This is a genomic window from Bacillus sp. m3-13 (genome assembly GCF_000175075.1).
GTDB lineage: Bacteria > Bacillota > Bacilli > Bacillales > Bacillaceae_I > Sutcliffiella_A > Sutcliffiella_A horikoshii_C.
Map to the genome: position 1 here is coordinate 1 of NZ_ACPC01000008.1, position 25,530 is coordinate 25,530.

Below are 25,530 nucleotides of genomic sequence, written 5' to 3' on the forward strand. Positions count from 1 at the left end.
CTGACGAATACTAATCGATCGAGGACTTAACCCAATTAAGTATCGAAATAAGTGAACGATATGAATTTCTTGATATGAACACATTATCTAGTTTTGAAGGAACAAGAAAGTTGAAAAACTTCTTGATTTTTCCTACAAGTTATATTATAATAGTAATTGTCTGGTAATGATGGCGAAGAGGTCACACCCGTTCCCATACCGAACACGGAAGTTAAGCTCTTCAGCGCCGATGGTAGTTGGGGGATCTCCCCCTGTGAGAGTAGGACGTTGCCAGGCAAATTTATGGGAAACCAGTGCTTATTTATATAAGTGCTGGTTTTTTTGTGTTTTCTTTTAGGGAAGTTGGGGCGGAACGAGGATAGAATCCTTGTGAAAGAGGAGGTTTTGTCATTGGAGTGGCGGAACGATGCCAAAACAATGGAACAAGAGGAGCTTTTGTCGTCGTAAAGGCGGAACGATGCCAAAACAATGGAACAAGAGGAGATTTTGTCATCGTAGAGGTGGAACCGTGCCAAAACAATGAGGAAGAAGATAGTTTTGTCATCGTTTACCACCAATATATGTAAGATGAAGACACTTTCAAGCGGCTTCGTTAGTTGAAAGTGTCTTCATCATGGTTATGAAGACAGTTTCAAGACGGAAATTTTACTAAAAGTGTCTTCATTAAGGTTATGAAGACACTTTGGCGGGGAAAATTCCAATGAAAAGGTCTTGATAGACGCTATAAAGACTTTTCTGAAGTGAAGTATTCATCGTAGACGTCTTTAAGGCCGTTATTAAGACCTTCTAGAAGACAAATGCTCACAGATAAAGTCTTTAAAACCTTTCCTCCCCCTAGATTTTCCCACTAATTTCCTCTATACTAAATATCCTAAACATAGAACGTTAATGCAAAAAGGGAGGGAAACCAAACATGCAGCGGATTATGGTCATTGGGGTATCAGCCGGAGCAGGGAAATCCACTTTCGCCACGAGACTTGGGAAAGCTTTAGACGTAAAGGTGTTTCACTTGGATGCTTTCTTTTGGAAACCGGGCTGGGTGCAGACAAGCATGGAGGAGTTTACACAATCGCAGCAGGCAATATTAAAAAACCACAACTCTTGGATTGTGGAAGGAAACTATACGGCTACTTTTGATATAAGAGCTGAAAAGGCGGATACCATCATCTATCTGGAGCTTCCGTTACGGGTTTGCTTGTATCGTGTAATAAAGAGGTGGCTGACTAACCTTGGGAATAGGCGTCCTGATCTTGGCGGGGAGTGTACGGAGAGAATGGAATGGAGTTTCCTAAAATTTATCATTACCACTTACCGTGCAAGGAAGAAGGCGATGAAACAGAGGCTGGATTTTTACCAAGAGGACAAGTTGGTAGTGAGGCTCAAGGGGCAAAGGGCCATTGAATATTTTTTACAAGAGATAGAAAAAGCAAAGAGTAGCTCGGCTTCTTAAAGAAGACCAGTAGCTACTCTTTTTTTTATAGAAGTTAAAACTGTTCAAATCTCTTAAAGTTAAAGGTTGCCAAAAGTATAAGAAGGAGAGAAAGGCTGAGTGTAGCTACAATAACGAGCAGGCCGTTCTCTAGAAGCTCTCCTTGCATGAGAATGGCAGTTGCGTGTTCTCTTAGCTTTGCCGGGCTCCATTCCATAAATTTTGTGAAGAGTCCGGTGGATACAGTCAAGAGTGCAAGGAAGGATACGCTCACTCCGGCAATGCCTCCTGAGGTGCGGAGCAGAGTTCCTGCAAAGATGGTGACAGAGATAATCAGCACGATCCATAAGCTGTAGACACCAAGGCTTGCCAGCATGATGTGCCAATCTACTTTGTTGAATAGTAGATTGGTATAGTACCAGGTGAGCACGTAGCTTAGTAGCAGGGATGTTAGGGCAATGACGAGTTGTGCTGTCCATTTGCTTAGGATGTACTGAAAGGGCTGGACAGGACGGGCCATGACGAGTGTTAGGGTGCCGTTTTGACGTTCGATGGAAATGGCACTCATTGAAGCTAGCACAAATAGTAGCGTGGCAAGGGTGCCGTATTGGCCTAGTGTGCCGGCAAGTACTTCTTCTCCGGAGGGAGTCGGGATTTCGATGACGGCTCCTTCTGGCAGGTTACCGGCGGATTCAATGATTTGTGGCATATAGTAGCTGGTGAGTGGCTGGGATATGCCGATAATCATGATGACGATCGGTAGCCAGATCCATTTACCATTGCGCATGCTTTCTAGCATTTCTTTTATAAAGAGGGTTGTGAAGTTTTTCATGTGTTCATCACCTTCATATATGCGTCTTCAAGGGAATCTTGCACCTTTTCATAGTGTGATAGAGTGAGTTTGTTTTCTAGCAAATTGGTTAATAAGGTTGTGCTGCGGAAGTTTGTTGCGTTTACATGGATGGTGGCAGTTTGAGTGTCATGATAGTCGATGGACTCTATACTTGGAATGCCGTCTAATTGGCCAGTGAGAGATTCTTCTGTTTTTATTTTTACAGCAGAGGTTGTATGCTCGGATCGTAACGAATCCAGGCTGCCGTCCCACTTGATTTGGCCGTCTTTTAGCATGATCACGGTGTCGCAAACTTGTTCTGCATCATGTAGGACATGGGTGGAAAACAGGATGGTCATTCGGCTTTTTAGTACAGTGAGTATTTTTAAGACGTCGCGTCTGCCGTCTGGGTCCAGTGCAGATACGGGTTCGTCGAGAATCAGTAGCTCTGGGTCGTGCAATAAGGCTTGCGCAAGGCCCAGGCGCTGTTTCATTCCACCGGAGAAGCCGCCTATGCGTTTATTTTTCACGTCTGTTAAGCTGACAAACTCCAGTGTTTCCTCAATCTTGGTTTTGAGCTGAGCCTTTGGAAGGTGGGAGAGTTTGCCTGCGAATTGTAAATATTCCTTTGGTGTCATCCAGGAAAAAAAGGAAGGATGCTGCGGTAGGAAGCCAATTTGGTGACGATAGTCCTTTTCGTTGTTTTCGGAAAAGCTTATGTTTCCGGAAGTTGGTGTCAGAAGTCCCGCAAGCATCTGCAGGGTGGTTGTTTTCCCGGCGCCGTTTGGACCGAGGAGTGCGACACAACTTCCTTTTTCTATATGAAAAGAAATGCCTTTGACGGCTTGGTGCTGTTTAAATGTTTTGGTTAAGTTATTGATTTCAAGTAACATTCCGGTCGCTCCCTAGTTATTTTTTCGGCCGATTACGAAATAAAGAATCGGGCCGATGGTGGTGATGAAAAGAATGATGAGTGCCCAAGCCCATTTAGGTCCGTTTGTTTGTTCTTGGCGGATAAGGCTGATTAGGGCCGTGATGACTAAGATAAGTTGCAAAACGATTAGTGGTGTGGCAAGTGACCAGTTGATGTTTTCCATTACAATCCTCTCCTCTTTTGTCTCTTATGATGTGGGTAGAATACGAATATCAGGTAGAACAGGGTCGGCAGTGGGAATTGAATCAGACCCCAAATCCCCCAGAACCAGGCATAACTGCCTTTTTTCTTAGCGTCAATGAACAGGATGATACTTTGCGTCAACAGAACAGGAATGAGCCATGGCAGAATCGTGTACAGTTGGTCTAGTTTTTCTGGCGTCATGACAGGATTCGCCCTTCCTGTTTGGCTTTGCTTTTTTGCAAGATGTAAAAAATAATCGGTGCTAGGACGAGTGCGGACACTTGGATGACGAGATATAGTATTGGTGCTTGAAACATCGTTGCTGTAAAGGCTGTTAAAAGGATAAGCGCCGTCATGATGAAAATACTGAGTTCCTTTTGAAAAGCTTTGCGCTTTGCCGATTTTGCCAGATGAAGCTGTTCCTGCATTTGCTGGGCGGTTGGGATAGGAGGTGACCCGAGTTCGTCTAGTTGCTGCCAGTCTTTGTGAAGTTGTGTTAGAAGTTCCTGTTCTTGGTTATCTTGTTTACTCTTCATCATGGTCCCACTCCTTTCTTAGCGTTTTGATCCCGTTGTGGACTCTTGATTTTACTGTTCCTGTTCTGATGCCTAGCATGGCGCCAATTTCCTCATAGGTGTAGCCGTAATAATGCCTTAGTAAAATAGGTGTTCTTGTGTCTGGTGGCAGCTGGTTGAAGTCTGAGAACGTGTCGCTCCATTCCATGCCGTTTGATTTTGAGCGGAAGTTGAGCTGTCTTGATAGGACATGCAGGAGCCGGTTGGCTTTTTTCTTCTCGCGCTCTTTTTTTCGGATGGAATCGATGTAGAGCCTAGAGGCAATCGAGATCATCCAAGTGGAGAATTTCCCGTCTCCTTTAAACGAGGCAAGGTTTGTGTAGCATCTCATCATGGTTTCCTGTGCGAGGTCGCTGCTCGTTTCTTCGTTCAATGTAAGTTTGAGTAAGTATTTGTATAGAAAAGAATAGTGCTTCTGAAATAGCTGGGTGAAGGCATCGTCGTCGCCTGTGATTGCCTCTTGTATCAGATAAATGTCTTCTTCCTGCTCCAAATCGATGCCTCCTTTCTTTTCTGTTTTCATGTGTTTTCGTTCGTTCAACCATAAGACGCTGCGAATTTACAAACCGTTCATTTTAATTTTAAATTTTTTTTGTTTTTTTTGTCGGCGTAATTCACTTATTAAACTCACCTAAAAACCATATAAAAAACCCCTTCGTAGGTGAAGGGGCAGAGAATGAAAGTGGTTAACTTATATAGTATTCGACGTCGAAGTGGAAATTCCTAGAGGGGTCTGACCCCTTTTCGGTTTTTTATTTTCCCTTACCCCTTCTCCTTGTTCGCGCCGCCTCTGACGTAGATTTGGCGTTTGGTGTCGCTTATGATGTGGCGGTGGAGTTGGATGAGGAGGAGGCCGTTTTCGTAGGTGGCGTCTACTTTGTCGTCGCGGACAGGGAATGGAAGTTCGAAGGTGCGTTGGAATTCGCCTTGTGCAATTCCCTCTTCGACTAATTCGTAACCTTGGATGTTGAGGTTGATTTGTCCTTTTACTTCAAGCTGTTGCGGGCGCACAAATAGTTGTACTTGTTCTGGGTTCACAAGACCTGGCAGGCACATAACACATAGCAGTTCATTCTCTTTTTTATAAAGATTGGTCTGGGTCTGCATATTTTCAAAGTATGGCTCAAAACCGTTCCAAAACTCATCTCCGAAGAACTGATCCCACTGCTTGCGCCAGTCTCCCATGTTTTTGAATTGATTGAAGGGCATCATCGTCCATCACGCTTCCTTTCAAGGGGTGCATTCTCTTTGCCAATAGATTATGCAGAGATGGGCGTGGAAGTGCCTAGGAAAGTTCCTAACTCATAAGGTCCTAAGCCAATATATAATCTGTTTGTCGATTTTCTCTTAAACACAGATGAGGAAAATCATGGTATATTTTGAAATGGAGGTGTTTAAACATGTCAAAAAACTATACATGGATTTTAAACGAAAACACAAAGGAAATTACATCGTATTAGCAAGTGACGACTAGCGTTTAAAACCGTGTTGTTGCTTGCTGGAAAGTAGGTAACAATGAATAAATTGGAAACAAAGCATGTGTATTACACAATGAATATTATCATTTCGCTTGCGAGCTCCATCATGTTTACGACGTATGCGATCTATTATATTGAAGAATTAGGATTGAATCCTTTGCAACTAATATTAATTGGAACGGCCATTGAGCTGACTGTTATTGTTTTTGAAAGTATCACGGGGGTCGTTGCGGATACGTATAGTAGGAGACTGTCCATCATCATTGCAACCTATATCTTAGGAGTTGCCTTTATTTTTGAAGGTAGTATTCCTTATCTCAGCAACAGTACATTGGCAGTCGGAGTGCTGTCCGCTTTCGTCTTATTGCTATTTGCTGAGTTCATCCGCGGAATCGGAGAAACATTCCTAAGTGGAGCGGATCAGGCATGGCTGACAGATGAAGTGGGGAATGAGGCCGTTGCCAAAATATTCGTCCGTACGAATCAGCTTCGTCTAATTGCGAGCCTTGTTGGAATCATCATCAGTGTGGCGCTTGCAAGCATTGCACTGAATCTTCCTTATCTGGCAGGAGGGGTGCTTTACATTTTGCTTGGCATCTTCTTATGTCTTAATATGAAGGAAAAGAATTTCAAGCGAGTGGAAAATGCCACCGTGAATCCATTGAAAGCAATGGCCGGGACGTTTATTTCTGGTGTGTATTTTATAAAAAATAAGCCGGTGCTTGTCATGCTGTTAGTGGTGACGGTATTTATCGGTGCGACATCTGAGGGTTTTGACCGTCTCTGGGAAGCGCATTTGTTGGAAGCCTTCACGTTTCCGAGCATTGGAACGCTTGATGTGGTTGTTTGGTTTGGTGTCATTCAGTTTGTAGGGACTTTGATTAGCATCGGCGCGATGGAATGGTACCAACGCCGATTTGATGTGAATGAGCCAAAGGTGATCAGATACAGCTTGTTTTATTTTACAATGGGGCAGGTTATCTTCCTGGTTCTTTTCGCGGTAACACCAACCTTCTACTTGGCCATAGTATGCTTCTGGGTGCTTGGCATTATCTGTTCCATCACCGCACCAATGTACCAGGCGTGGCTGAACCAGCAGCTAGAAAGTAAATCCCGTGCCACCGTCCTATCCATCATGGGCCAAGGCAAGGCGGTCGGCCAAGGCCTCGGAGGACCATTCGTCGGCGTCATCGCCACTAGATACTACATTCGAACCGCCCTCGTCCTCGGTGCCATGCTACTGCTGCCTGCAGTTGTTTTATATGGTAAAGTGATGAAGAGGTAAAGAGGGGTCTGACTCTCACTCCGTTAAAGCACTAAAAACCCCGCCTCAAAAAAGGCGGGGTTTTACTATTCCTTATTGTGTTGCTTAGTCTTTCTTTTCCACATTCACCGGTTTGGTCACGTTGGTGAATTTTTCGCTTTTGAATGATTTCATGAGCGATAAGACCATGAGAATCATGATGATGGCGAATGGGAAGGCGGCGATGATGGAAGCAGTTTGAAGTGCTTCGAGGCCACCGGTCCAAAGCAGGATTGCTGCTGCTGCCGATTGAATAAGCCCCCATACAAACTTGATGGAGTTTGGCGGGTGCATACTGCCATTGGTTGTTTGCATGCCAAGTACAAAAGTTGCTGAATCTGCTGAAGTGATGAAGAAGGTGCAGATCAGGAAGATGGCAAGCCCAGACATAATCATGCCAAGCGGATAATTTTGCAAGACAGAGAACAATGCCACTTCCATTCCAGACTCCTCGATAACGCTATAAACAGGAATTCCTTCAAAATACTCCAGGAATATTGCTGAACCACCGAATACGGAGAACCATAATCCTCCGAAAATGGTTGGAACTAATAATACTCCCAGTAAGAATTCACGGATTGTCCGCCCTTTAGAAATGCGGGCGATGAATGTGCCCACAAATGGTGCCCAGGCAATCCACCATGCCCAGTAGAAAATCGTCCAATCTTGTACCCAAGAATTATCCGCATCAAACGGGAACAGGCGGAAGCTCATGGATGGCAGGTTTTGAACATAGCTACCAATCGTTGTGGTAAACAGATCCATAATGAAATTAGTTGGCCCTGCAAACAGCAAGAACAACATTAAAGAAATTGCGAGCACGACATTCAGGTTACTCAAGTATTTAATTCCTTTGTTCAACCCAGTCTGTGCAGAAAGCATAAACAATACTGTCACTACTGCGATGACAATCAGTTGTGTCGTGATATTGTTTGTGATAGCCGGGGTGACACTAGAAAGTCCACCGCTAATTTGGATCGCTCCAAGCCCAAGGGAAGTTGCAACACCAAAGATGGTCGCAAAAACCGCGATAAAGTTGATGAATGTACCAAGATGGCCATCAACCCGGTCCCCTAGGATTGGTCGTAAGATGGAGCTGATAACTCCTGGTGAACCTTTTCTAAACTGGAAATACGCTAAGGCAAGCGCGATGACAGAATAGATGGCCCAAGGATGCAGTCCCCAATGGAAAAATGAATAGCGCATTGCTACCCTGGCCGCTTCAGACGTTTGCCCTTCTCCGGTCGGTGGGGCGAAAAAATGATACATCGGCTCTGAAGCACCCCAAAATACTAATCCGATACCCATCCCGGCACTAAATAACATCGCAAACCAGGTGATGTAATTGTATTCCGGTTCGTCCGTATCTTTACCAAGTTTAATACGGCCGAATTTAGTGAATATAAGAATAATGCTAAATAACAAAAATCCTGTTGCAGTTAAAAGATAAAACCAGCCGAACTTATCAACAATAAAACCTTGCACAGCTTCTGTGACAGGCTTTAGAGCGGCATTTCCCAACATGCTTGCGGGAATCACGCCCCAAATAATGAATAAGACAGCAACTATAATAGAAACAATAAATACAGGGGTTGCTTTCTTCATAATGTTTTCACTCCTTTAATGATTTCTCATCACTTCTTTCATAGGTTAAGTATTTGTTACAAAAACGGCAGCTATACTATCCTAACACTTCTGGGACTTTAGTCCAATTAATTTACCTAAAGTGTTTACAGGTTATAGCAGGTTCCATTAGAATTAGTTACTAGATTTGTCATCTAGGAGGCATGTATTTTGCTTGAAAATAGTTTTGTTATGGTAGCAATCATCATCATTATCAATATTGTTTACGTCTCATTTTTCACGATAAGAATGATTTTGACCTTAAAGGGTCAACGTTATTTGGCCGCGGGGATCAGTATGGTCGAAGTGGTCATCTATGTGGTGGGTCTTGGCCTAGTGTTAGACAACCTCAATGAAATCCAAAACTTAGCTGCATATGCTCTAGGTTATGGGATTGGTGTTATTGTCGGAATGAAAATAGAAGAAAAACTGGCACTTGGATACACCACCGTTAATGTTATTACGAAGGAGTATGACAAGGATCTGCCAAAACTTTTGCGTGAAAAAGGGTACGGGGTGACCAACTGGCAGGCTAATGGTCTTGAAGGCGACCGAATGGCCATGCAAATTTTAACACCTAGAAAATATGAAGTAAGCTTGTATCATGCCATTAAAGAGCATGACCCCAAGGCATTCATCATTGCCTACGAACCAAAAACCATCCATGGCGGGTTCTGGGTCAAAGCCGTAAAGGAAAGGAAAATTAAAGAATGGGTAAAACGCCGCGAAAACGAAAATTCGAAGTGATGGAAAACGAAAGCATCAGTGACTGCCTCGACCGGATGGCAAAGGAAGGCTACATGCCTTCTCGCCGGATGGAAGAGCCGATATTTCAGGAGACAGTAAAAAACGGACACAAAGAAGTATATCCAATTGGAAGAAAAACAGTATTTGAAGGCAAATTAATAGAAAAATAACACCAAAATACGAACATTAATCGACAAATAAACTACATTGTTCTGATTTTCGTTGACATTGACCCGAATTGACGGTAAGATAAACGTAGATGAAAACGAATTAAAAAACGAATAATGAAACCTCATATAATTTTGGGAATATGGCCCATAAGTCTCTACCTGACCGCCGTAAATTGGTCGGACTATGAGGGGAAGTTAACACTATCTATGTTTTTCATGGCGACTAAGTTTGTTTACCCATGCTAATGAAAGCCCAGATGGACTGCTTTCCCTCTAACCCAGGGACCAGTCCAATCTGGGCTTTTCTGTTTTTAAAAAACCACCCTGTTGACTGGAGTGCAAGGTGTGAGACTCCAGCGGGGGAGTAACGGTAGGTTGAGACCCCGCAACGAAGTGAGGAGGCTCAAGCACCGTCCCGCGGAAAGCGAACACCTGGAACGAAAGGAAACAGGGAGTTAAACGCGATACCACTTAAAATTTTTAAAAGGGAGGCAACAAAATGAACGCTTTAGTTGGAGTGATCATGGGAAGTACTTCCGATTGGGAAACAATGAAACACGCATGTGACATGCTTGACGAACTCCATATACCATACGAAAAGAAAGTCGTATCCGCACACCGCACACCAGACCTCATGTTCACCTACGCAGAACAAGCAAGAGAACGAGGCCTAAAAGTCATCATCGCCGGAGCAGGAGGAGCAGCACACCTACCTGGAATGGTAGCAGCCAAAACCACGCTACCAGTAATCGGTGTGCCGGTTCAATCCAAAGCACTCAACGGCCTAGATTCCCTGCTCTCCATCGTCCAGATGCCAGGCGGTGTGCCAGTCGCGACCGTTGCCATCGGAAAAGCCGGAGCAACAAACGCAGGGCTCCTTGCAGCACAAATGATCGGCGCTTATGACAGCAACACGGCAGAACGCCTGCAAACACGAAGAGAAGCGACAGAACAACAAGTGATAGAAAGTAGTGATCAGCTTGTTTAATTTTAAAAAGATCACCCCACCAGCAACCATCGGCATCATCGGCGGCGGACAACTTGGCCGAATGATGGCCCAATCAGCAAAAGCAATGGGATTCAAAATCGCCGTGCTTGACCCAACACCAGATTCACCATGCGGACAGGTCGCAGACATCGAAATCACCGCGGCATTTAACGACATGGAAGCCATCAAAAAACTTGCTTCATTATCCGATGTCGTCACCTATGAGTTTGAAAACATTGATTACGAAGCGCTCACTTGGCTTGAGGAGAACGCCTACTTGCCACAGGGAAGTGAAGTGTTAAAAGTAACCCAGCATCGCGCTACCGAAAAAATGGCGATTGAAGCAGCTGGGCTTCAGGTTGCACCTTTTATGGAAGTAACGACAGAGGCAGAGCTCAACGAAGCCATCCAAAAGATCGGCTATCCAAGTGTCCTGAAAACGAGTCGATTCGGTTATGACGGCAAAGGCCAGGTAGTTTTAAAGGATGATACAGCGCTCGAACAGGCTACAAAACTCCTTGAACACGGCGAATGTGTCCTAGAAAAATGGATTCCTTTCGTAAAAGAAATATCCGTTGTTGTGGCACGAAGCACAACAGGTGAAATCAAGGCTTTCCCAGTCGGAGAAAACGAACATCGGGAAAATATTTTATATAAAACAATCGCACCTGCAAGGGTCGATCAGATTCTCGAGATGAACGCGATTCAAAGTGCGATGACGTTGGCAAGGCATTTCAATCTTATCGGAACACTGGCGGTCGAGATGTTTGTCCTTGAAGATGGGACCTTTTATATAAATGAACTGGCGCCAAGGCCGCATAACTCTGGACACTATACGATGGATGCTTGCGAGACATCACAGTTTGAGCAGCACATTAGAGCGGTGGCAGGGATGCCTCTTGGAAAAACGACCTTATGGAAGCCTGCGGTAATGGTTAATCTATTAGGGGAACATGTGGATGCGGCAATTGAGCACATTCCTCATTATGAAAATGCCAAGCTTCATTTATACGGCAAGCACGAGAAAAAAGAGAAACGAAAAATGGGACATATCAACATTTTAGCTGATACAATAGAACAGGCTTTGGAGCAAGAGGCTTCCTGGCAGATATGGAACACAGTTGAACGGAGGATTTTAACATGATTGAACGTTATACAAGACCCGAGATGGGCGCGATTTGGACAGAGGAGAACCGTTTTCAGGCTTGGCTTGAAGTGGAAATTCTAGCTTGTGAAGCATGGGCGGAGCTTGGGGACATCCCGAAAGAAGACGTAAAGGTACTTCGTGAAAAAGCATCCTTCGATATCGAGCGCATCAAAGAAATTGAAGCGGAAACTCGCCATGACGTGGTTGCTTTTACAAGAGCGGTATCTGAAACACTTGGCGACGAGAAAAAGTGGGTACATTACGGATTAACTTCTACAGATGTAGTCGACACGGCTTTATCTTACCAATTGAAGCAGGCTAACGAGATCCTACTTGCTGACATCGAACGCTTTGTCACTATTTTAAAAGAAAAAGCGCAAGACCATAAATACACAGTGATGATGGGCCGTACGCACGGGGTTCACGCAGAGCCGACAACATTCGGTTTGAAGCTTGCTCTATGGTACGAGGAAATGAAACGTAACCTTGAGCGTTTCAAACAAGCGGCAGAAGGCATCGAGTTCGGAAAAATTTCCGGTGCGGTTGGAACTTACGCCAACATCAACCCGTTTGTAGAAGAGTATGTATGCGAAAAGTTAGGCTTGCAACGTGCGCCAATCTCTACACAAACTTTACAACGTGACCGTCATGCTCACTACTTAAGCACACTGGCGTTGATCGCAACTTCCATCGAAAAATTTGCAGTGGAAGTACGCGGACTGCAAAAGAGTGAAACACGCGAAGTAGAAGAGTTCTTTGCAAAAGGACAAAAAGGATCTTCGGCTATGCCGCATAAGCGTAATCCGATCGGTTCCGAGAATATGACAGGTCTAGCGCGCGTGATCCGCGGATATATGATGACTGCTTATGAGAATGTGCCACTTTGGCATGAGCGCGATATCTCGCATTCTTCTGCAGAGCGCATCATTTTACCAGACAGCACGATCGCATTGAATTATATGCTAAACCGTTTTGGTAACATCATCAAAAACTTGACGGTGTTCCCGGAAAACATGAAGCGCAACATGGACCGCACATTGGGTCTTATCTACTCCCAGCGCGTGTTGCTTGCGTTGATCGACACTGGCATGTCCCGTGAGGAAGCATACGACACGGTTCAGCCAAAAGCGATGGAAGCATGGGAGAAGCAAGTACACTTCCGTGAGTTAGTGGAAGGCGAAGAGAAAATTACGTCCCGTCTAACACCGGCACAAATTGAGGACTGCTTCGACTACAATTACCACCTGCAACATGTTGATACGATTTTTGATCGTTTAGGGCTTTAGGAATTGGTGAAACACCACTGTTGCTTTCCGCAAAAGGCTTCGCTTTCCGCGGGGCGACCTTGAGCCTCCTCGGCAAGCCTGCGGGGTCTCAACATTGTCGCTACTCCCCCGCTGGAGTCTACGCCTTTTGCTCCAAGCAACAGCTAGGTTGTCTCTTGATTTCAACAAATCTAATTGCATAAAATGTTTTCCCCTGTTCATTGAAGTGGAAGGCACGAGACTCCTGCGGAAGGAAGCGGTAGGTTGAGACCCCGCAACGAAGTGAGGAGGCTCAAGCACCGCCCCGCGGAAAGCGAGTGCCTGCAACGGAAATGAACAGGGAGTAAACGCAAAAAACCATCTCTTTTTTACAGGAGGCAAACCCATGACCTTGCAAAAGCAAGCACTACTATATGAAGGTAAAGCAAAACTGGTCTACTCAACAACCGACGAAAATGTCGTCTGGATTCAATATAAAAACTCCGCCACTGCCTTTAATGGCGAAAAAAAAGCCGACATCACAGGCAAAGGCCGACTGAATAACGAGATTACTAGCTTACTATTTTCCATGCTCACACAAGCCGGAATCGAAAACCACTTCATCGAACGCAAGTCTGAAACAGAACAACTCGTGAAAAAAGTTGACATCATTCCACTGGAAGTCGTGGTCCGAAACATCACTGCCGGCAGCATGGCAAAGCGCCTTGGGATCGAAGAAGGCATCAAGCTCGAGCAACCAATCGTCGAGTTCTACTATAAAGATGACTCACTTGGTGATCCGCTCATCACAGAAGATCATGTCCAACTATTGAAGCTTGCAACACCTGCTGAAGTGGATATTTTGAAGCATGTAGCGCGCAAGGTGAACGTTGTATTATCGGAATTTTTCGAAAAGAAGAACCTGAGATTAGTAGATTTCAAACTTGAATTCGGTAAAACAGAGGATGGCAGAATCATTTTAGCCGATGAGGTGTCACCGGACACTTGCCGCCTGTGGGATAAGGATACGAATGAGAAGTTAGATAAGGATGTCTTCCGCAGAAACCTTGGAAGCCTGACAGATGCATACGAAAAAATACTGGCACGTATTGGAGGAGAGCAACATGTATAAAGTGAAGGTATTCGTAACGTTAAGAGAGAGCGTACTAGATCCACAAGGAACAGCGGTGAAAAATTCGCTTCATAGTCTTTCATACATTGAGGTCGAGGAAGTTCGTATCGGAAAATTTTTAGAGTTGACGATTGCAAAATCTGACCGTGACCTAGACGTGTTAGTCAAGGAAATGTGCGAGCGCTTATTGGCAAATACCGTGATTGAAGACTTCCGTTATGAGGTGGAGGAGGTTGTTGGATCGTGAAATTTGCAGTCATCGTGTTTCCGGGCTCCAACTGTGATGTAGACATGTACCATGCAATCAAAGACGAGCTTGGGGAAGAAGTCGATTATGTGTGGCATGATGCAACAAACTTAGAGGAGTATGACGGAATTTTACTTCCAGGAGGATTTTCGTATGGGGATTACCTAAGATCTGGTGCGATTGCACGTTTTTCCAATGTCATGCTTGAGGTGCAAAAGGCTGCTGAAGCGGGTAAGCCGATTTTGGGTGTATGCAACGGGTTTCAAATTTTGCTGGAGTCAGGTCTTCTTCCAGGGGCAATGAGAAGAAACAAGAACTTAAAGTTCATGTGCCGTCCGGTGGAGTTAAAAGTGGTGAACAATGAGACAATGTTCACGTCGGGGTATGAAAAAGATGAGATCATCACCATCCCCATTGCGCATGGGGAAGGAAATTACTATTGTGATGAGAAAACCTTAGGGGAATTAGTAAGCAATGGGCAAATTGCTTTTTCCTATAATGGTGACAATCCAAATGGTAGTCTACATGATATTGCCGGGATTGTAAATGAAAAAGGAAATGTATTAGGTATGATGCCACACCCGGAAAGAGCGGTTTCTGAGCTGTTAGGCAGTGCAGATGGCCTTAAACTCTTTCAATCTATCGTTCGTAATTGGAGGGAATCACATGTCGTTACTTCTTGAGCCAAATCCAGAGATGATCAAAGCGGAAGGCATTTACCGTGAAATGGGACTAAGCGATGAAGAGTTCCAAATGGTAGAAAAAATTCTTGGGCGTTTGCCAAATTACACAGAAACCGGGCTATTTTCGGTGATGTGGTCTGAGCATTGCAGCTACAAGAATTCCAAGCCGGTATTGCGCAAGTTCCCGATTGATGGGCCGAAAGTATTGCAAGGTCCTGGGGAAGGTGCGGGAATTGTGGACATTGGCGACAATCAAGCAGTCGTGTTCAAAATCGAAAGTCATAATCACCCGTCTGCGATTGAGCCATATCAAGGCGCAGCAACAGGCATTGGCGGAATCATCCGTGATGTCTTTTCGATGGGGGCACGTCCGATTGCGTTATTGAATTCTCTGCGCTTTGGGGAACTAACATCTCCGCGCGTGAAATATTTGTTTGAAGAAGTGGTGGCAGGAATCGCTGGCTACGGAAACTGTGTGGGCATCCCGACAGTTGGCGGCGAGATCCAATTCGACCCGGCGTACGATGGCAACCCGCTTGTGAACGCGATGTGTGTGGGTTTGATCAATCATGAAGATATTAAAAAAGGGCAGGCAAAAGGTGTTGGCAATACCGTCATGTACGTTGGGGCAAAAACGGGACGCGACGGGATTCACGGGGCAACTTTTGCATCAGAAGAATTATCTGAAGCGTCCGAAGAGAAACGTCCGGCCGTACAAGTCGGCGATCCTTTTATGGAAAAATTATTGTTGGAAGCTTGCTTGGAAATCGTGAAATGGGATGGACTAGTCGGCATTCAGGATATGGGGGCAGCTGGTTTGACGAGTTCGTCTGCGGAAATGGCTTCTAAAGCAGGTTCCGGAATTGAGATGAACTTGGATCTTGTGCCACAGCGTGAAACAGGCATGACTGGGTATGAAATGATGCTTTCTGAATCTCAAGAGCGCATGCTAATCGTCGTGGAAGTGGGCCGTGAGCACGAGGCGCATGAGATTGTTTCAAAATATGGCTTAGAAGCTGTTTCGATTGGAAAAGTGACGGATGACAAAAAGCTGCGCCTTGTTCACAAAGGGGAAGTGATTGCTGATGTCCCGGTCGATGCATTGGCTGAAGAAGCACCTGTTTACCACAAGCCTTCAACTGAGCCTGCTTATTATCGTGAATTCCAGGAGATGGAAGTAGCGGTACCGGAAGTTGCGGACTATGAAGAGACATTGGTAGCTTTATTGAAGCAGCCGACCATCGCGAGCAAAGAGTGGGTTTATGATCAGTATGACTACCAAGTACGTACGAATACGGTAGTAGTTCCAGGTTCTGACGCAGCGGTTGTGAGGATTCGTGGTACCGAAAAAGCGTTGGCAATGACAACGGACTGTAACTCCCGTTATTTATATTTGGATCCAGAAGTTGGCGGCATGATTGCGGTGGCGGAAGCGGCGCGTAATATCGTGTGTTCCGGTGCAAAGCCGTTGGCGATCACAGACTGCCTGAATTTTGGTAATCCGGAAAAGCCGGAGATCTTTTGGCAGATTGAAAAAGCAACAGATGGTATGAGTGAAGCGTGCCGCAAGCTAGAATCGCCAGTTATCGGTGGTAACGTGTCTTTATACAACGAAACAAACGGTGTGGCTGTTTACCCTACACCTGTAGTCGGCATGGTCGGATTGATTGACGACTTGAAGCATGTGACAACTCAGGAGTTCAAAAATGAAGGCGACCTGATTTATGTAATCGGTGAAACGGCTTCTGAGTTTGGCGGAAGTGAGCTGCAGAAGCTTACGTACGGCGAGATTTTCGGGAAGGCACCTGCGATTGATTTAGACGTGGAAGCTAGACGTCAAGATGAGCTGTTGGCGGCAATCCGCGCTGGACTTGTGGCATCTGCCCATGATGTATCTGAAGGTGGAGTAGGAGTTGCGTTGGCGGAGAGTGCGATGGGCGCTCGCGGTTTGGGAGCTTCTGTTACGCTTACAGGCAACATGACGTCTGCACTGTTCAGTGAAACGCAATCTCGATTTGTTGTCTCTGTTCGTCCTGAAAATCAAGAGGCATTTGAGGCAGTGGTTGCGGATGCTAGTTTAGTAGGAACGGTGACAAGAACAGGAAATCTTCATATTGAATCGGCATCTCGTGAAGTGGCAGTTCACGTCTCTGTGGACGACCTTCGCGATGCTTGGAAAGGAGCCATTCCATGCTTGCTGAACTAAAGGGCTTGAATGAGGAATGTGGGGTGTTCGGGATCTGGGGACATCCCGAAGCGTCCCAGATTACCTATTACGGACTGCACAGCTTGCAGCACCGTGGCCAGGAAGGCGCTGGGATCGTTTCAACAGATGGAGAGAAGCTTGTCGCGGTAAAAGGGGAAGGCCTTGTGAACGAAGTGTTCGGTAATGGTAGATTGCAAGAACTTGGCGCTGGAAAAGCCGCGATTGGCCATGTCCGTTATGCAACGGCAGGGGGCGGCGGTTATGAGAATGTGCAGCCTTTATTGTTTCACTCTCAATCTGGCAGTCTTGCACTTGCACACAATGGAAATCTCGTGAATGCTAACGCGCTAAAGCATCAGCTGGAAACGATGGGGAGTATTTTACAAACGACCTCTGACACGGAAGTGTTGGCGCATTTGATTAAAAGAAGCGGCTACACATTGTTGAAGGATCGTGTGAAAAATGCGTTGTCGATGTTAAAGGGTGCGTATGCCTTTTTAATCATGACAGAGACAGAAATGATGGTAGCACTTGACCCGAACGGCTTGCGTCCACTTTCGTTGGGCAAGTTGAATGATGCCTATGTGGTGGCATCTGAAACTTGTGCGTTTGATGTCGTCGGAGCGGAGTTTATCCGTGACATTGAGCCTGGGGAGCTGCTGATCATTGATAATGGGGGCTTGCATTCCGAGCGATTTACGTTGCATACCCAACGTGCGATGTGCAGCATGGAGTACATTTATTTTTCCAGACCTGACAGCAATATCGACGGCATCAATGTGCATACAGCTAGAAAAAGTCTTGGCAAGCAGCTGGCAATGGAATCGGCAGTGGAGGCGGATGTGGTAACAGGTGTACCAGATTCCAGTATTTCTGCGGCGATTGGTTACGCGGAACTTTCGGGAATTCCTTATGAGCTTGGCTTGATTAAAAATAGATATGTGGGCCGCACGTTCATCCAGCCTTCGCAAGCATTGCGTGAGCAAGGTGTGAAGATGAAGCTTTCACCTGTCCGCGGAGTCGTGGAAGGCAAGCGAGTTGTAATGGTCGATGATTCGATCGTACGCGGGACGACAAGCAGAAGAATTGTGAAGATGCTTCGCGATGCGGGTGCGACAGAGGTGCATGTGCGCATCAGTTCACCGCCAATTAAGAATCCTTGTTTTTATGGAATTGACACGTCCACGCACGAGGAGTTAATTGCTTCTTCTCATTCTGTTGAAGAGATGCGGGAGATCATTGGCGCGGATTCGTTGGCGTTTTTAAGTCCTGGTGGCTTGGTCGAAGCGATCGACCGTCCGTTTGACGGGGAGACGCGCGGCCAGTGCATGGCGTGCTTTACCGGCAAGTATCCGACGGAGATTTTCCCCGACACGGTGCTGCCGCATGAGAAGTGCTAGTAGTAAAATTACCAATTTTCGAAAAAAAGCTTACAAAAAGCGGCGGGATTCTTAAGATTCGTCGCTTTTCCATTGGAAGGGAGATACAACACATATGGCAAATGCATACAAGCAAGCAGGTGTAGATATAGAAGCGGGCTATGAAGCGGTAACGCGTATGAAAAAGCATGTGGCTAGAACGATGAGGCCAGAGGTGATGGGTGGACTAGGCGGATTTGGTGGCCTGTTTGACTTGTCGGCGGTAAATGTGAAAAATCCGGTGCTCGTTTCCGGTACAGATGGAGTCGGGACGAAACTGATGCTTGCTTTCCAGCTCGACAAACATGACACCATTGGGGTGGATGCAGTTGCGATGTGTGTGAACGATGTGGTCGTGCAAGGCGCAGAGCCGCTTTATTTTCTGGACTATATTGCCTGCGGAAAAGCGGTGCCAGAACGAATCGAGGCCATCGTAAAAGGAATCGCAGACGGTTGCGAGCAAGCGGGATGCGCATTAGTTGGCGGCGAAACGGCGGAAATGCCTGGAATGTATGACGACACGGAATATGATTTGGCTGGATTTACGGTTGGCGTGGTAGAGAAGGAGCGACTAATTAACGGTTCTAAAATAGAGCCTGATAACTTGCTGATCGGACTGAGTTCAAGTGGCATCCACAGCAATGGGTACTCGTTAGTCCGTAAAATTGTGTTTGAAAAAGGACAGCTGGATCTTCATAAAAAGTACGATGGTTTGGGCGGAACTCTCGGTGAAGAGCTGCTCACTCCTACGAAAATCTATGTGAAGCCAATTCTTGAAGTTCTGAAAAAATACGACATCAACGGAATGGCTCATATTACGGGCGGCGGATTTATTGAGAATATCCCGCGCATGCTTCCACAAGGGCTGCAAGCAGAAGTGGATTATGGAACATGGCCGATTCCGCCGATTTTTGATCTTTTACAAGAGGTTGGCGAGCTTGATCGGAAGGAAATGTTTAATATTTTCAACATGGGAATTGGCATGGTGCTTGCGATTAACGAAGAAATTTTACCGGAAGTGGTCCGTATCCTTGAAGCAAACGGGGAGAAGGCATACTTGATTGGCCGTGTAAAAGAGGGCGAGGGCATCACGTTTGGCGGAGGAGAAATCCGATGACAACGAGAATCGCCATTTTCGCATCAGGAAGCGGCTCCAATTTTCAGGCGATCACGGATGCGTGCCGAAACGGCTTGCTCGATGCTACACCAGCCTTGCTTGTGTGTGACAAGCCTGGAGCTTATGTCGTGGAACGTGCGACAGCAGCGGACATTCCCTATTTTGCATTTGCACCGAAAAGCTATCAAACTAAAGAAGAATTTGAAGGTCACATCCTTCGCGAGTTGGCGCGGTATGAAGTGGATTTTATTGTCCTGGCAGGGTATATGCGTCTGATCGGCCCGACACTTCTTAACGCTTATAAAGGGCGGATCGTCAACATCCATCCTTCGATTTTACCGGCGTTCCCAGGCCTTGATGCAGTTGGTCAAGCGCTCGAATATGGTGTTAAACTAACAGGAGTGACCATTCATTTTGTCGATGAAGGCATGGACACCGGTCCTATCATTGCGCAACAGGCAATTGAAATTGGAATTGATGACACACGTGAAAGTTTAGAAAAAAAAATACATGAGGTAGAACATTCCTTTTACCCAAAAACCTTACAACAACTTTTTTCAGTCAAAGGAGAGGCAGCGATACGATGAGAGCATTAGTGAGTGTTTCCAATAAAGAGGGCATCGTCCCATTTGTACAACAATTAGTAGACCTAGGGGTGGAGGTTATCTCTACTGGCGGGACCAAAAAAGCTTTGCAGGAAAATGGTGTGAAAGTAATCGGCATCTCGGAAGTGACAGGTTTCCCTGAAATTCTTGATGGCCGCGTGAAAACATTGCACCCGATGATCCATGGTGGATTATTGGCAATGCGTGACAACGAAAGTCACCAAGCGCAGCTTGAGGAGCACGGAATTACCCCGATCGACTTGGTTGTGGTCAACCTTTACCCGTTTAAAGAGACAATCTCTAAAGCGGATTCCACGTTTGAAGATGCGATTGAAAACATCGATATCGGCGGCCCGACCATGCTTCGTGCTGCGGCAAAAAATCATAAGGATGTTGCGGTATTAGTGGATCCTTCCGATTACGAAGGCGTGATTGCTGAGCTAAAAGAAAGCGGAAAAGTGGAGGTGGCAACACGACGTCGCCTTGCAGCAAAAGTATTCCGCCATACAGCAGCCTATGACGCGATGATTTCCAACTACTTGACTGAAGCCGTGGAAGAGAAACATCCGGAGTCATTGACTGTGACGTTCGAGAAAAAACAAGACTTGCGTTACGGGGAGAATCCGCACCAAAAAGCGGCATTCTACCAAGCGCCACTAGCGTCTGAATTCTCGATCGCATCAGCCGAACAGATTCACGGAAAAGAATTATCCTATAACAATATCAATGATGCAGATGCAGCATTGCAGATCGTAAAAGAATTCAAAGACCCTGCAGTGGTTGCAGTCAAACATATGAACCCTTGCGGTGTGGGAACTGGTGCTACAACGGTGGAAGCGTACCGCCGTGCATATGAAGCGGACCCTGTATCAATATTTGGCGGCATCATCGCTTTCAACACAGAAGTGGATAAGGAAACGGCAGAACTTTTACATGAGTTGTTTTTAGAAATTGTTATTGCGCCGTCCTTCAGTGAGGATGCATTGGCTGTATTGAAGCAAAAAAAGAATATCAGACTGTTATTGGTTGATATGAATGGTGCAGGTGTGATGCAGTCCCGTATGGTATCCGTTCGCGGTGGTCTGTTGGTGCAAGATGAAGATCAGTTCGGCTTGAAAGACGCGACGGTTACTATTCCAACAAAGCGGGAGCCTACAGAACAAGAGTGGGCAGACCTGAAGCTTGCATGGAAAGTTGTGAAGCATGTGAAGTCTAACGCCATCGTTCTTGCAAAAGAAGGGCAGACTGTCGGAGTCGGTGCAGGGCAGATGAACCGCGTTGGAGCAGCGAAAATTGCCATCGAGCAGGCTGGCGAAAAAGCGGTCGGCTCCGCACTGGGATCTGACGCATTCTTCCCAATGAACGACACAGTCGAAGCAGCCGCAAAAGCCGGCGTAACAGCCATCATCCAACCAGGCGGCTCCATCAAAGACGAAGACTCCATCAAAAAAGCCGACGAATACGGCATCACCATGGTATTTACCGGAATGAGACATTTTAAGCATTAAGATAAATTGTCATTAGGAATTTGAGACTCGCCAGTGATTACCCAGCTTTCCCCTGTTGACTGAAGTGCAAGGTGTGAGACTCCGGCGGTAGGTAGCGGTAGACTTGAGACCCCACAGCGCAGCGAGGAGGCTCAAGCACCGCCCTCTGGATAAGCGAACACCTGGAACGGAAGGAAACAGGGAGTTAACGAAAATATAGATCCCTCAACACGTCAGGAGGAAAAACCATGAAAGTACTCGTAATCGGAAAAGGTGGCCGCGAACACGCCATCGCATGGAAATTCGCACAAAGCCCATCCGTAACAGAAGTCTTCATCGCACCAGGAAACGCCGGCATGGAAACAGTCGGAAAGCTTGTACCCATCCAAGAATCCGACACAAACTCCTTAATTCATTTTGCAAAAGAAAACGTAATAGACCTTACCATGGTAGGCCCGGAAGTACCTCTGCTAAACGGAATTGTCGACGCGTTCCAAGCCGCGGGACTTCAAGTATTCGGCCCAACCAAGGCGGCAGCTCTCATAGAAGGAAGCAAAGGTTTTGCCAAAGATCTCATGAAAAAATACGGGATCCCGACAGCTGGCTATGAAACGTTCACAGATTACGAGGAAGCTAGAACATATATTGAAGGCAAAGGTGCACCAATTGTACTGAAGGCTGACGGATTGGCGGCTGGCAAAGGCGTAGTGGTAGCCATGACAGATGAAGAAGCGCTTGAAGCAGTGCATGAAATGATGGCAGAATCCAAATTTGGAGAAGCATCCTCTAAGCTTGTAATCGAAGAGTTCCTTGAAGGAGAAGAATTCTCTTTTATGGCATTTGTGAACGGTGAGAAAGTGTATCCGATGGTCATTGCGCAAGATCATAAACGTGCGTTTGACGGGGACAAGGGACCTAACACAGGTGGCATGGGGGCGTACTCGCCGGTGCCGCAAATCCCAAGCTCTGTTGTAGAAGAGGCGTTGGAAACGGTGTTGCTTCCAACAGCTAAAGCAATGGTGGACGAAGGACGTCCATTCGTTGGTATTTTATATGCAGGGTTGATTTTGACAAAGAAAGGTCCAAAGGTAATTGAGTTCAATGCGCGCTTTGGAGATCCAGAAACACAAGTGGTGTTGCCAAGACTGGAATCAGATTTGGCGGAAGTGCTGACAGGGGTATTGCGCGGAGATGACGAGTTGGAGCTTAAGTGGTCAGATCAATCTGTGGTTGGTGTAGTAATGGCATCCAAAGGCTATCCAGAAGCATATGAAAATGGTGCGGTTATTGAAGGCGCTGACCAAGTTGGTGAAGGTTTGGTGTTTCATGCCGGGACAGAAGCGAAGGCTGGAAAACTTGTAACAAATGGCGGCCGCGTGCTGTTGGTCGCAGCGCAAAGCGACAGCTTAGAGGAAGCGCAGAAAAAAGTGTACGAAGAGTTGCGCAAAGTAAAATGCGATAATCTATTCTATCGCAAAGACATCGCACACAAAGCTATTGCGTCCGGCGTTTCTTCTTAACAAACACATACAAAATAGCCACAATACCACCAATAATCGTCGCTAACACAAACGACATATCCGTTAAATACTCAAGCATTTTTCATACCTCCTTATATTGTTCGACGTGAGTGACGAAAACCCTTTGGGGGTCTGACCCCCAAAGGTGTTTTTTTTCTTTTTAACCCTTTTTCATCCTTAAGAAGGATTATAAGAATCGGCTCCGCCGTCGCCGTTTGCTTTGGCTTCGAAGTCGTCGAAGTCGAAGTTGTAGTGGTTGTTTTCGCTGTTGTGGTCGTTGCGGTATTCTTGGAAGCGTTCGAAGCCTGCGGTCATCGGGCAGTAGCGCAGGATACCTTCCGCGATTTTCATTCCGGCAAGCAGGGCAACAAGTTTGTAGGAGTCGCGGTGTGGACGTCGAACCATTTTGCTTGTAATCCACGCTAATGTAGCAAATCCTGCTGAGATGCGAATCATCGCATTGATGATGCTGATATTTGGTCTTACTTTCATCTTAATCCCTCCAAATTTATTAATGTTTTCTTCAGTTAAAGCGTTAAATTGAATAAATTTTCACATAATTATCAATAACGATAATGCATGTAAGACTCTGTTGTGGTAACATGGTAAAAAGAGGTTATATCAAAATAATATTCACTAGAAAAATCATACAAATGTGACAAAGATACAATCTCACAAAGAGTGGGTGATAAATCATGCATGAACAAGCATATAGATGGAAAAACAAAAAAATTAGAGAACAGGTTTCCGTGATTGATGGAAAACAGGCACCGACCTTAGTCTTAACAAATGCAACATACTTAAATGTCCAATTAAAAGCGTGGATGACCGCCAACATTTGGATCCATGAAGATCGAATTGTCTATGTAGGGGACGAGCTGCCGGCGAACACAGTGAACACGGAAATGGTAGATTGTACATCGAAATTCCTGGTACCAGGATATATCGAGCCGCATGTTCATCCGTTTCAACTTTATAATCCCCTGTCCTTTGCGCAATATGCATCTAAATTAGGAACAACCACCTTCGTCAATGACAATTTGATGCTTACTTTGCAGATGACAAAAAAGAAAGCGTTTTCTTTTATAGAAGAGATGAACAAGTCTGCTGCGACGATGTATTGGTGGTGCCGATTTGATGCGCAGACGGAGATTAAAAATGAGGATGATATTTTCTCGACGCCTAATATGAAAAGTTGGCTGAATCATCCCCTTGTTATGCAGGGCGGAGAATTGACATGCTGGCCGAAATTAATGGCGGGGGACGACTTGATCTTGCATTGGGTGCAAGAAGCGAATGCACGCAAAAAGCCAGTGGAAGGGCATTTTCCGGGTGCTTCTGAAAAGACGCTGACTAAAATGCAGTTGCTTGGCATTCACAGTGACCATGAGGCGATGAATGGAGCGGATGTTCTCAAACGAATCTCACAAGGCTATCACGTTTCCTTGCGCTATTCATCCATCAGGCCGGATCTTCCGTTAATTTTAGAAGAGCTTGAAGCTTCAGATGCACATTATTATGACCAGACTTTTTTCAATACAGACGGCTCTACACCGAGCTTTTATGAAAGCGGTGTCATAGACCGAACCATTGCGATTGCTTTAGACAAAGGGGTGCCGGCAATAGAAGCATACCGAATGGCTTCTTATAATGCAGCCAGACATTTTTCGATGGATAAATTGCATGGAAGCATTGATCCTGGCCGGATAGCAAACATCAACTTCTTGAAGGCAAAAGAAGAGCCGACCCCGGTTTCCGTGCTGTCAAAAGGGATGTGGGTGACAAGGGACAACGAGCCGGTCAAAGAAGCTTTTCCTGCCCAGAATTGGTCTTCGCTTGGCTTAGAGCCAATGAAACTTAATTGGGATTTAAGCATGGATGACCTGCAATTTTCGATGGCACTTGGGATGGAAATGGTTAACGAAGTGATTATCAAGCCATATACTATCTCAGTGGATGTTTCAGGTGACAGCCTGTCCACATCCCATGATCAGTCGTATCTCATGCTGATCGACCGGAAAGGGAAATGGCGTGTGAACACGATTCTTAAAGGGTTCGGCACACATGTTCAAGGATTTGCGAGCTCCTATTCCAATACAGGGGATATCGTGCTGATCGGAAAAGACAAGAGCGCCATGATGAAAGCTTTTCAACATATGAAAGACTTAGGCGGAGGAATGGTGCTGGTGGAAGATGGAGAAGTCATTTGCGACATCCCATTACCGCTTGCAGGGGGACTGTCTGATTGTAGCATGGAGGAGTTGATGAAGCAGGAAACAGAGCTGCGAAATCAGCTGTTTGAAAGAGGCTACACCTTTAACGATCCGATCTATACATTGTTATTTTTATCATCCACACATCTTCCTTATATTAGAATAACACCTAGAGGAATATACGATGTGATGAATAAAACGGTACTCTTTCCGTCAATAATGCGTTAAAATATAAAAGTATGTAAAATT

General features: G+C 45.7%; 28 protein-coding genes, 1 rRNA gene and 1 riboswitch. Of the genes, 19 read left to right on the forward strand and 10 right to left on the reverse strand.

Features of this window, described 5'->3' with window-relative positions:
• Positions 1-159: 159 nt before the first annotated feature.
• The 3 genes from rrf (at position 160) to M313_RS0101645 (ending at position 1,450) form a co-directional block, all read left to right on the forward strand.
• Positions 160-276 (forward strand): 5S ribosomal RNA (gene rrf, locus M313_RS0101635).
• 119 nt (positions 277-395) lie between these two features.
• Positions 396-566, forward strand: coding sequence for a hypothetical protein (locus M313_RS25675; RefSeq protein ID WP_010191779.1), 171 nt, complete (start codon positions 396-398; stop codon positions 564-566).
• A 347-nt stretch (positions 567-913) separates the two neighbouring features.
• The gene (locus tag M313_RS0101645) at positions 914-1,450 is read left to right on the forward strand and encodes a P-loop NTPase family protein (protein WP_010191781.1); all 537 of its coding nucleotides are present in this window, start codon (positions 914-916) and stop codon (positions 1,448-1,450) included.
• 34 nt (positions 1,451-1,484) lie between these two features.
• Here M313_RS0101645 and M313_RS0101650 read toward each other — a convergent pair whose 3' ends face one another.
• From M313_RS0101650 to M313_RS0101680, 7 genes are all read right to left on the reverse strand, one after another.
• Entirely contained in the window at positions 1,485-2,261 is a 777-nt protein-coding gene (locus M313_RS0101650; RefSeq protein WP_010191783.1) for an ABC transporter permease, read from the reverse strand.
• Positions 2,258-3,154: an ABC transporter ATP-binding protein gene (locus M313_RS0101655; RefSeq protein WP_010191785.1), complete on the reverse strand. Its 897-nt coding sequence runs from the start codon at positions 3,152-3,154 to the stop codon at positions 2,258-2,260. Before M313_RS0101655 ends, M313_RS0101650 begins: the two co-directional genes overlap by 4 nt.
• Before the next feature lie 12 nt (positions 3,155-3,166).
• Positions 3,167-3,358 (reverse strand): PLD nuclease N-terminal domain-containing protein, encoded by a 192-nt coding sequence (locus tag M313_RS0101660; RefSeq protein WP_010191786.1) that lies wholly within the window; start codon positions 3,356-3,358, stop codon positions 3,167-3,169.
• Positions 3,358-3,579: a hypothetical protein gene (locus tag M313_RS0101665; RefSeq protein ID WP_010191788.1), complete on the reverse strand. Its 222-nt coding sequence runs from the start codon at positions 3,577-3,579 to the stop codon at positions 3,358-3,360. The genes M313_RS0101660 and M313_RS0101665 overlap by 1 nt, the downstream gene beginning before the upstream one ends.
• Complete coding sequence (locus tag M313_RS0101670) at positions 3,576-3,917, reverse strand: YxlC family protein (protein ID WP_148980118.1); 342 nt, start codon at positions 3,915-3,917, stop codon at positions 3,576-3,578. The genes M313_RS0101665 and M313_RS0101670 overlap by 4 nt, the downstream gene beginning before the upstream one ends.
• Positions 3,904-4,446 carry an RNA polymerase sigma factor SigY gene (sigY, locus tag M313_RS0101675; RefSeq protein WP_010191791.1) on the reverse strand — a complete coding sequence of 181 codons (543 nt, stop codon included), beginning with the start codon at positions 4,444-4,446 and terminating at the stop codon, positions 3,904-3,906. The genes M313_RS0101670 and sigY overlap by 14 nt, the downstream gene beginning before the upstream one ends.
• 269 nt (positions 4,447-4,715) lie before the next feature.
• Positions 4,716-5,165, reverse strand: coding sequence for an Hsp20/alpha crystallin family protein (locus M313_RS0101680; RefSeq protein ID WP_010191793.1), 450 nt, complete (start codon positions 5,163-5,165; stop codon positions 4,716-4,718).
• 303 nt (positions 5,166-5,468) lie between these two features.
• Here M313_RS0101680 and M313_RS0101690 point away from each other — a divergent pair, with 303 nt between their 5' ends.
• On the forward strand, positions 5,469-6,716 hold the full coding sequence (locus M313_RS0101690; RefSeq protein WP_010191796.1) for an MFS transporter: 1,248 nt from the start codon (positions 5,469-5,471) through the stop codon (positions 6,714-6,716).
• Positions 6,717-6,800: 84 nt separating this feature from the next.
• On the opposite strand, the gene M313_RS0101695 is transcribed toward M313_RS0101690, so the two are convergent.
• Entirely contained in the window at positions 6,801-8,339 is a 1,539-nt protein-coding gene (locus M313_RS0101695) for a glycine betaine uptake BCCT transporter (protein ID WP_010191798.1), read from the reverse strand.
• Between the two features lie 210 nt (positions 8,340-8,549).
• On the opposite strand from M313_RS0101695, the gene M313_RS0101700 reads away from it, so the two are divergent.
• From M313_RS0101700 to purD, 14 genes are all read left to right on the forward strand, one after another.
• Complete coding sequence (locus tag M313_RS0101700) at positions 8,550-9,104, forward strand: DUF2179 domain-containing protein (protein ID WP_162014419.1); 555 nt, start codon at positions 8,550-8,552, stop codon at positions 9,102-9,104.
• A complete protein-coding gene (locus M313_RS0101705; protein ID WP_010191802.1) occupies positions 9,068-9,274 on the forward strand; it encodes an NETI motif-containing protein in 207 nt (68 codons plus the stop codon). Before M313_RS0101700 ends, M313_RS0101705 begins: the two co-directional genes overlap by 37 nt.
• 102 nt (positions 9,275-9,376) lie before the next feature.
• Positions 9,377-9,479: riboswitch (purine riboswitch) on the forward strand.
• A gap of 294 nt (positions 9,480-9,773) precedes the next feature.
• Complete coding sequence (gene purE, locus M313_RS0101710; RefSeq protein WP_010191804.1) at positions 9,774-10,262, forward strand: 5-(carboxyamino)imidazole ribonucleotide mutase; 489 nt, start codon at positions 9,774-9,776, stop codon at positions 10,260-10,262.
• Entirely contained in the window at positions 10,246-11,406 is a 1,161-nt protein-coding gene (purK, locus tag M313_RS0101715; RefSeq protein ID WP_010191807.1) for a 5-(carboxyamino)imidazole ribonucleotide synthase, read from the forward strand. The genes purE and purK overlap by 17 nt, the downstream gene beginning before the upstream one ends.
• Positions 11,403-12,695 (forward strand): adenylosuccinate lyase, encoded by a 1,293-nt coding sequence (gene purB, locus M313_RS0101720; protein WP_010191810.1) that lies wholly within the window; start codon positions 11,403-11,405, stop codon positions 12,693-12,695. Before purK ends, purB begins: the two co-directional genes overlap by 4 nt.
• A gap of 364 nt (positions 12,696-13,059) precedes the next feature.
• Positions 13,060-13,785 (forward strand): phosphoribosylaminoimidazolesuccinocarboxamide synthase, encoded by a 726-nt coding sequence (gene purC / locus M313_RS0101725; RefSeq protein WP_010191812.1) that lies wholly within the window; start codon positions 13,060-13,062, stop codon positions 13,783-13,785.
• The gene (gene purS / locus M313_RS0101730; RefSeq protein WP_010191813.1) at positions 13,778-14,032 is read left to right on the forward strand and encodes a phosphoribosylformylglycinamidine synthase subunit PurS; all 255 of its coding nucleotides are present in this window, start codon (positions 13,778-13,780) and stop codon (positions 14,030-14,032) included. The genes purC and purS overlap by 8 nt, the downstream gene beginning before the upstream one ends.
• Positions 14,029-14,715: a phosphoribosylformylglycinamidine synthase subunit PurQ gene (purQ, locus tag M313_RS0101735; protein ID WP_010191815.1), complete on the forward strand. Its 687-nt coding sequence runs from the start codon at positions 14,029-14,031 to the stop codon at positions 14,713-14,715. Before purS ends, purQ begins: the two co-directional genes overlap by 4 nt.
• A complete protein-coding gene (gene purL / locus M313_RS0101740) occupies positions 14,699-16,921 on the forward strand; it encodes a phosphoribosylformylglycinamidine synthase subunit PurL (RefSeq protein ID WP_010191817.1) in 2,223 nt (740 codons plus the stop codon). The genes purQ and purL overlap by 17 nt, the downstream gene beginning before the upstream one ends.
• Positions 16,906-18,321, forward strand: a complete 1,416-nt coding sequence (purF, locus tag M313_RS0101745) for an amidophosphoribosyltransferase (protein WP_029326287.1) — start codon at positions 16,906-16,908, stop codon at positions 18,319-18,321. Before purL ends, purF begins: the two co-directional genes overlap by 16 nt.
• Positions 18,322-18,415: 94 nt before the next feature.
• Positions 18,416-19,456 carry a phosphoribosylformylglycinamidine cyclo-ligase gene (gene purM, locus M313_RS0101750; protein ID WP_010191820.1) on the forward strand — a complete coding sequence of 347 codons (1,041 nt, stop codon included), beginning with the start codon at positions 18,416-18,418 and terminating at the stop codon, positions 19,454-19,456.
• Positions 19,453-20,043, forward strand: coding sequence for a phosphoribosylglycinamide formyltransferase (gene purN, locus M313_RS0101755; protein ID WP_010191821.1), 591 nt, complete (start codon positions 19,453-19,455; stop codon positions 20,041-20,043). Before purM ends, purN begins: the two co-directional genes overlap by 4 nt.
• A complete protein-coding gene (gene purH / locus M313_RS0101760; protein ID WP_010191823.1) occupies positions 20,040-21,569 on the forward strand; it encodes a bifunctional phosphoribosylaminoimidazolecarboxamide formyltransferase/IMP cyclohydrolase in 1,530 nt (509 codons plus the stop codon). Before purN ends, purH begins: the two co-directional genes overlap by 4 nt.
• Before the next feature lie 227 nt (positions 21,570-21,796).
• Positions 21,797-23,068, forward strand: coding sequence for a phosphoribosylamine--glycine ligase (gene purD, locus M313_RS0101765; protein WP_010191824.1), 1,272 nt, complete (start codon positions 21,797-21,799; stop codon positions 23,066-23,068).
• On the opposite strand, the gene M313_RS26735 is transcribed toward purD, so the two are convergent.
• Both M313_RS26735 and M313_RS22390 read right to left on the reverse strand, forming a co-directional pair.
• Entirely contained in the window at positions 23,043-23,147 is a 105-nt protein-coding gene (locus M313_RS26735) for an EYxxD motif small membrane protein (protein ID WP_326929576.1), read from the reverse strand. The genes purD and M313_RS26735 overlap by 26 nt on opposite strands.
• 98 nt (positions 23,148-23,245) lie before the next feature.
• Complete coding sequence (locus M313_RS22390) at positions 23,246-23,560, reverse strand: YgaP family membrane protein (protein WP_010191826.1); 315 nt, start codon at positions 23,558-23,560, stop codon at positions 23,246-23,248.
• A gap of 203 nt (positions 23,561-23,763) precedes the next feature.
• Between M313_RS22390 and M313_RS0101775 the strand changes: the two genes are divergently transcribed.
• Positions 23,764-25,509, forward strand: coding sequence for an adenine deaminase C-terminal domain-containing protein (locus tag M313_RS0101775; RefSeq protein WP_010191828.1), 1,746 nt, complete (start codon positions 23,764-23,766; stop codon positions 25,507-25,509).
• Positions 25,510-25,530 lie beyond the last annotated feature (21 nt).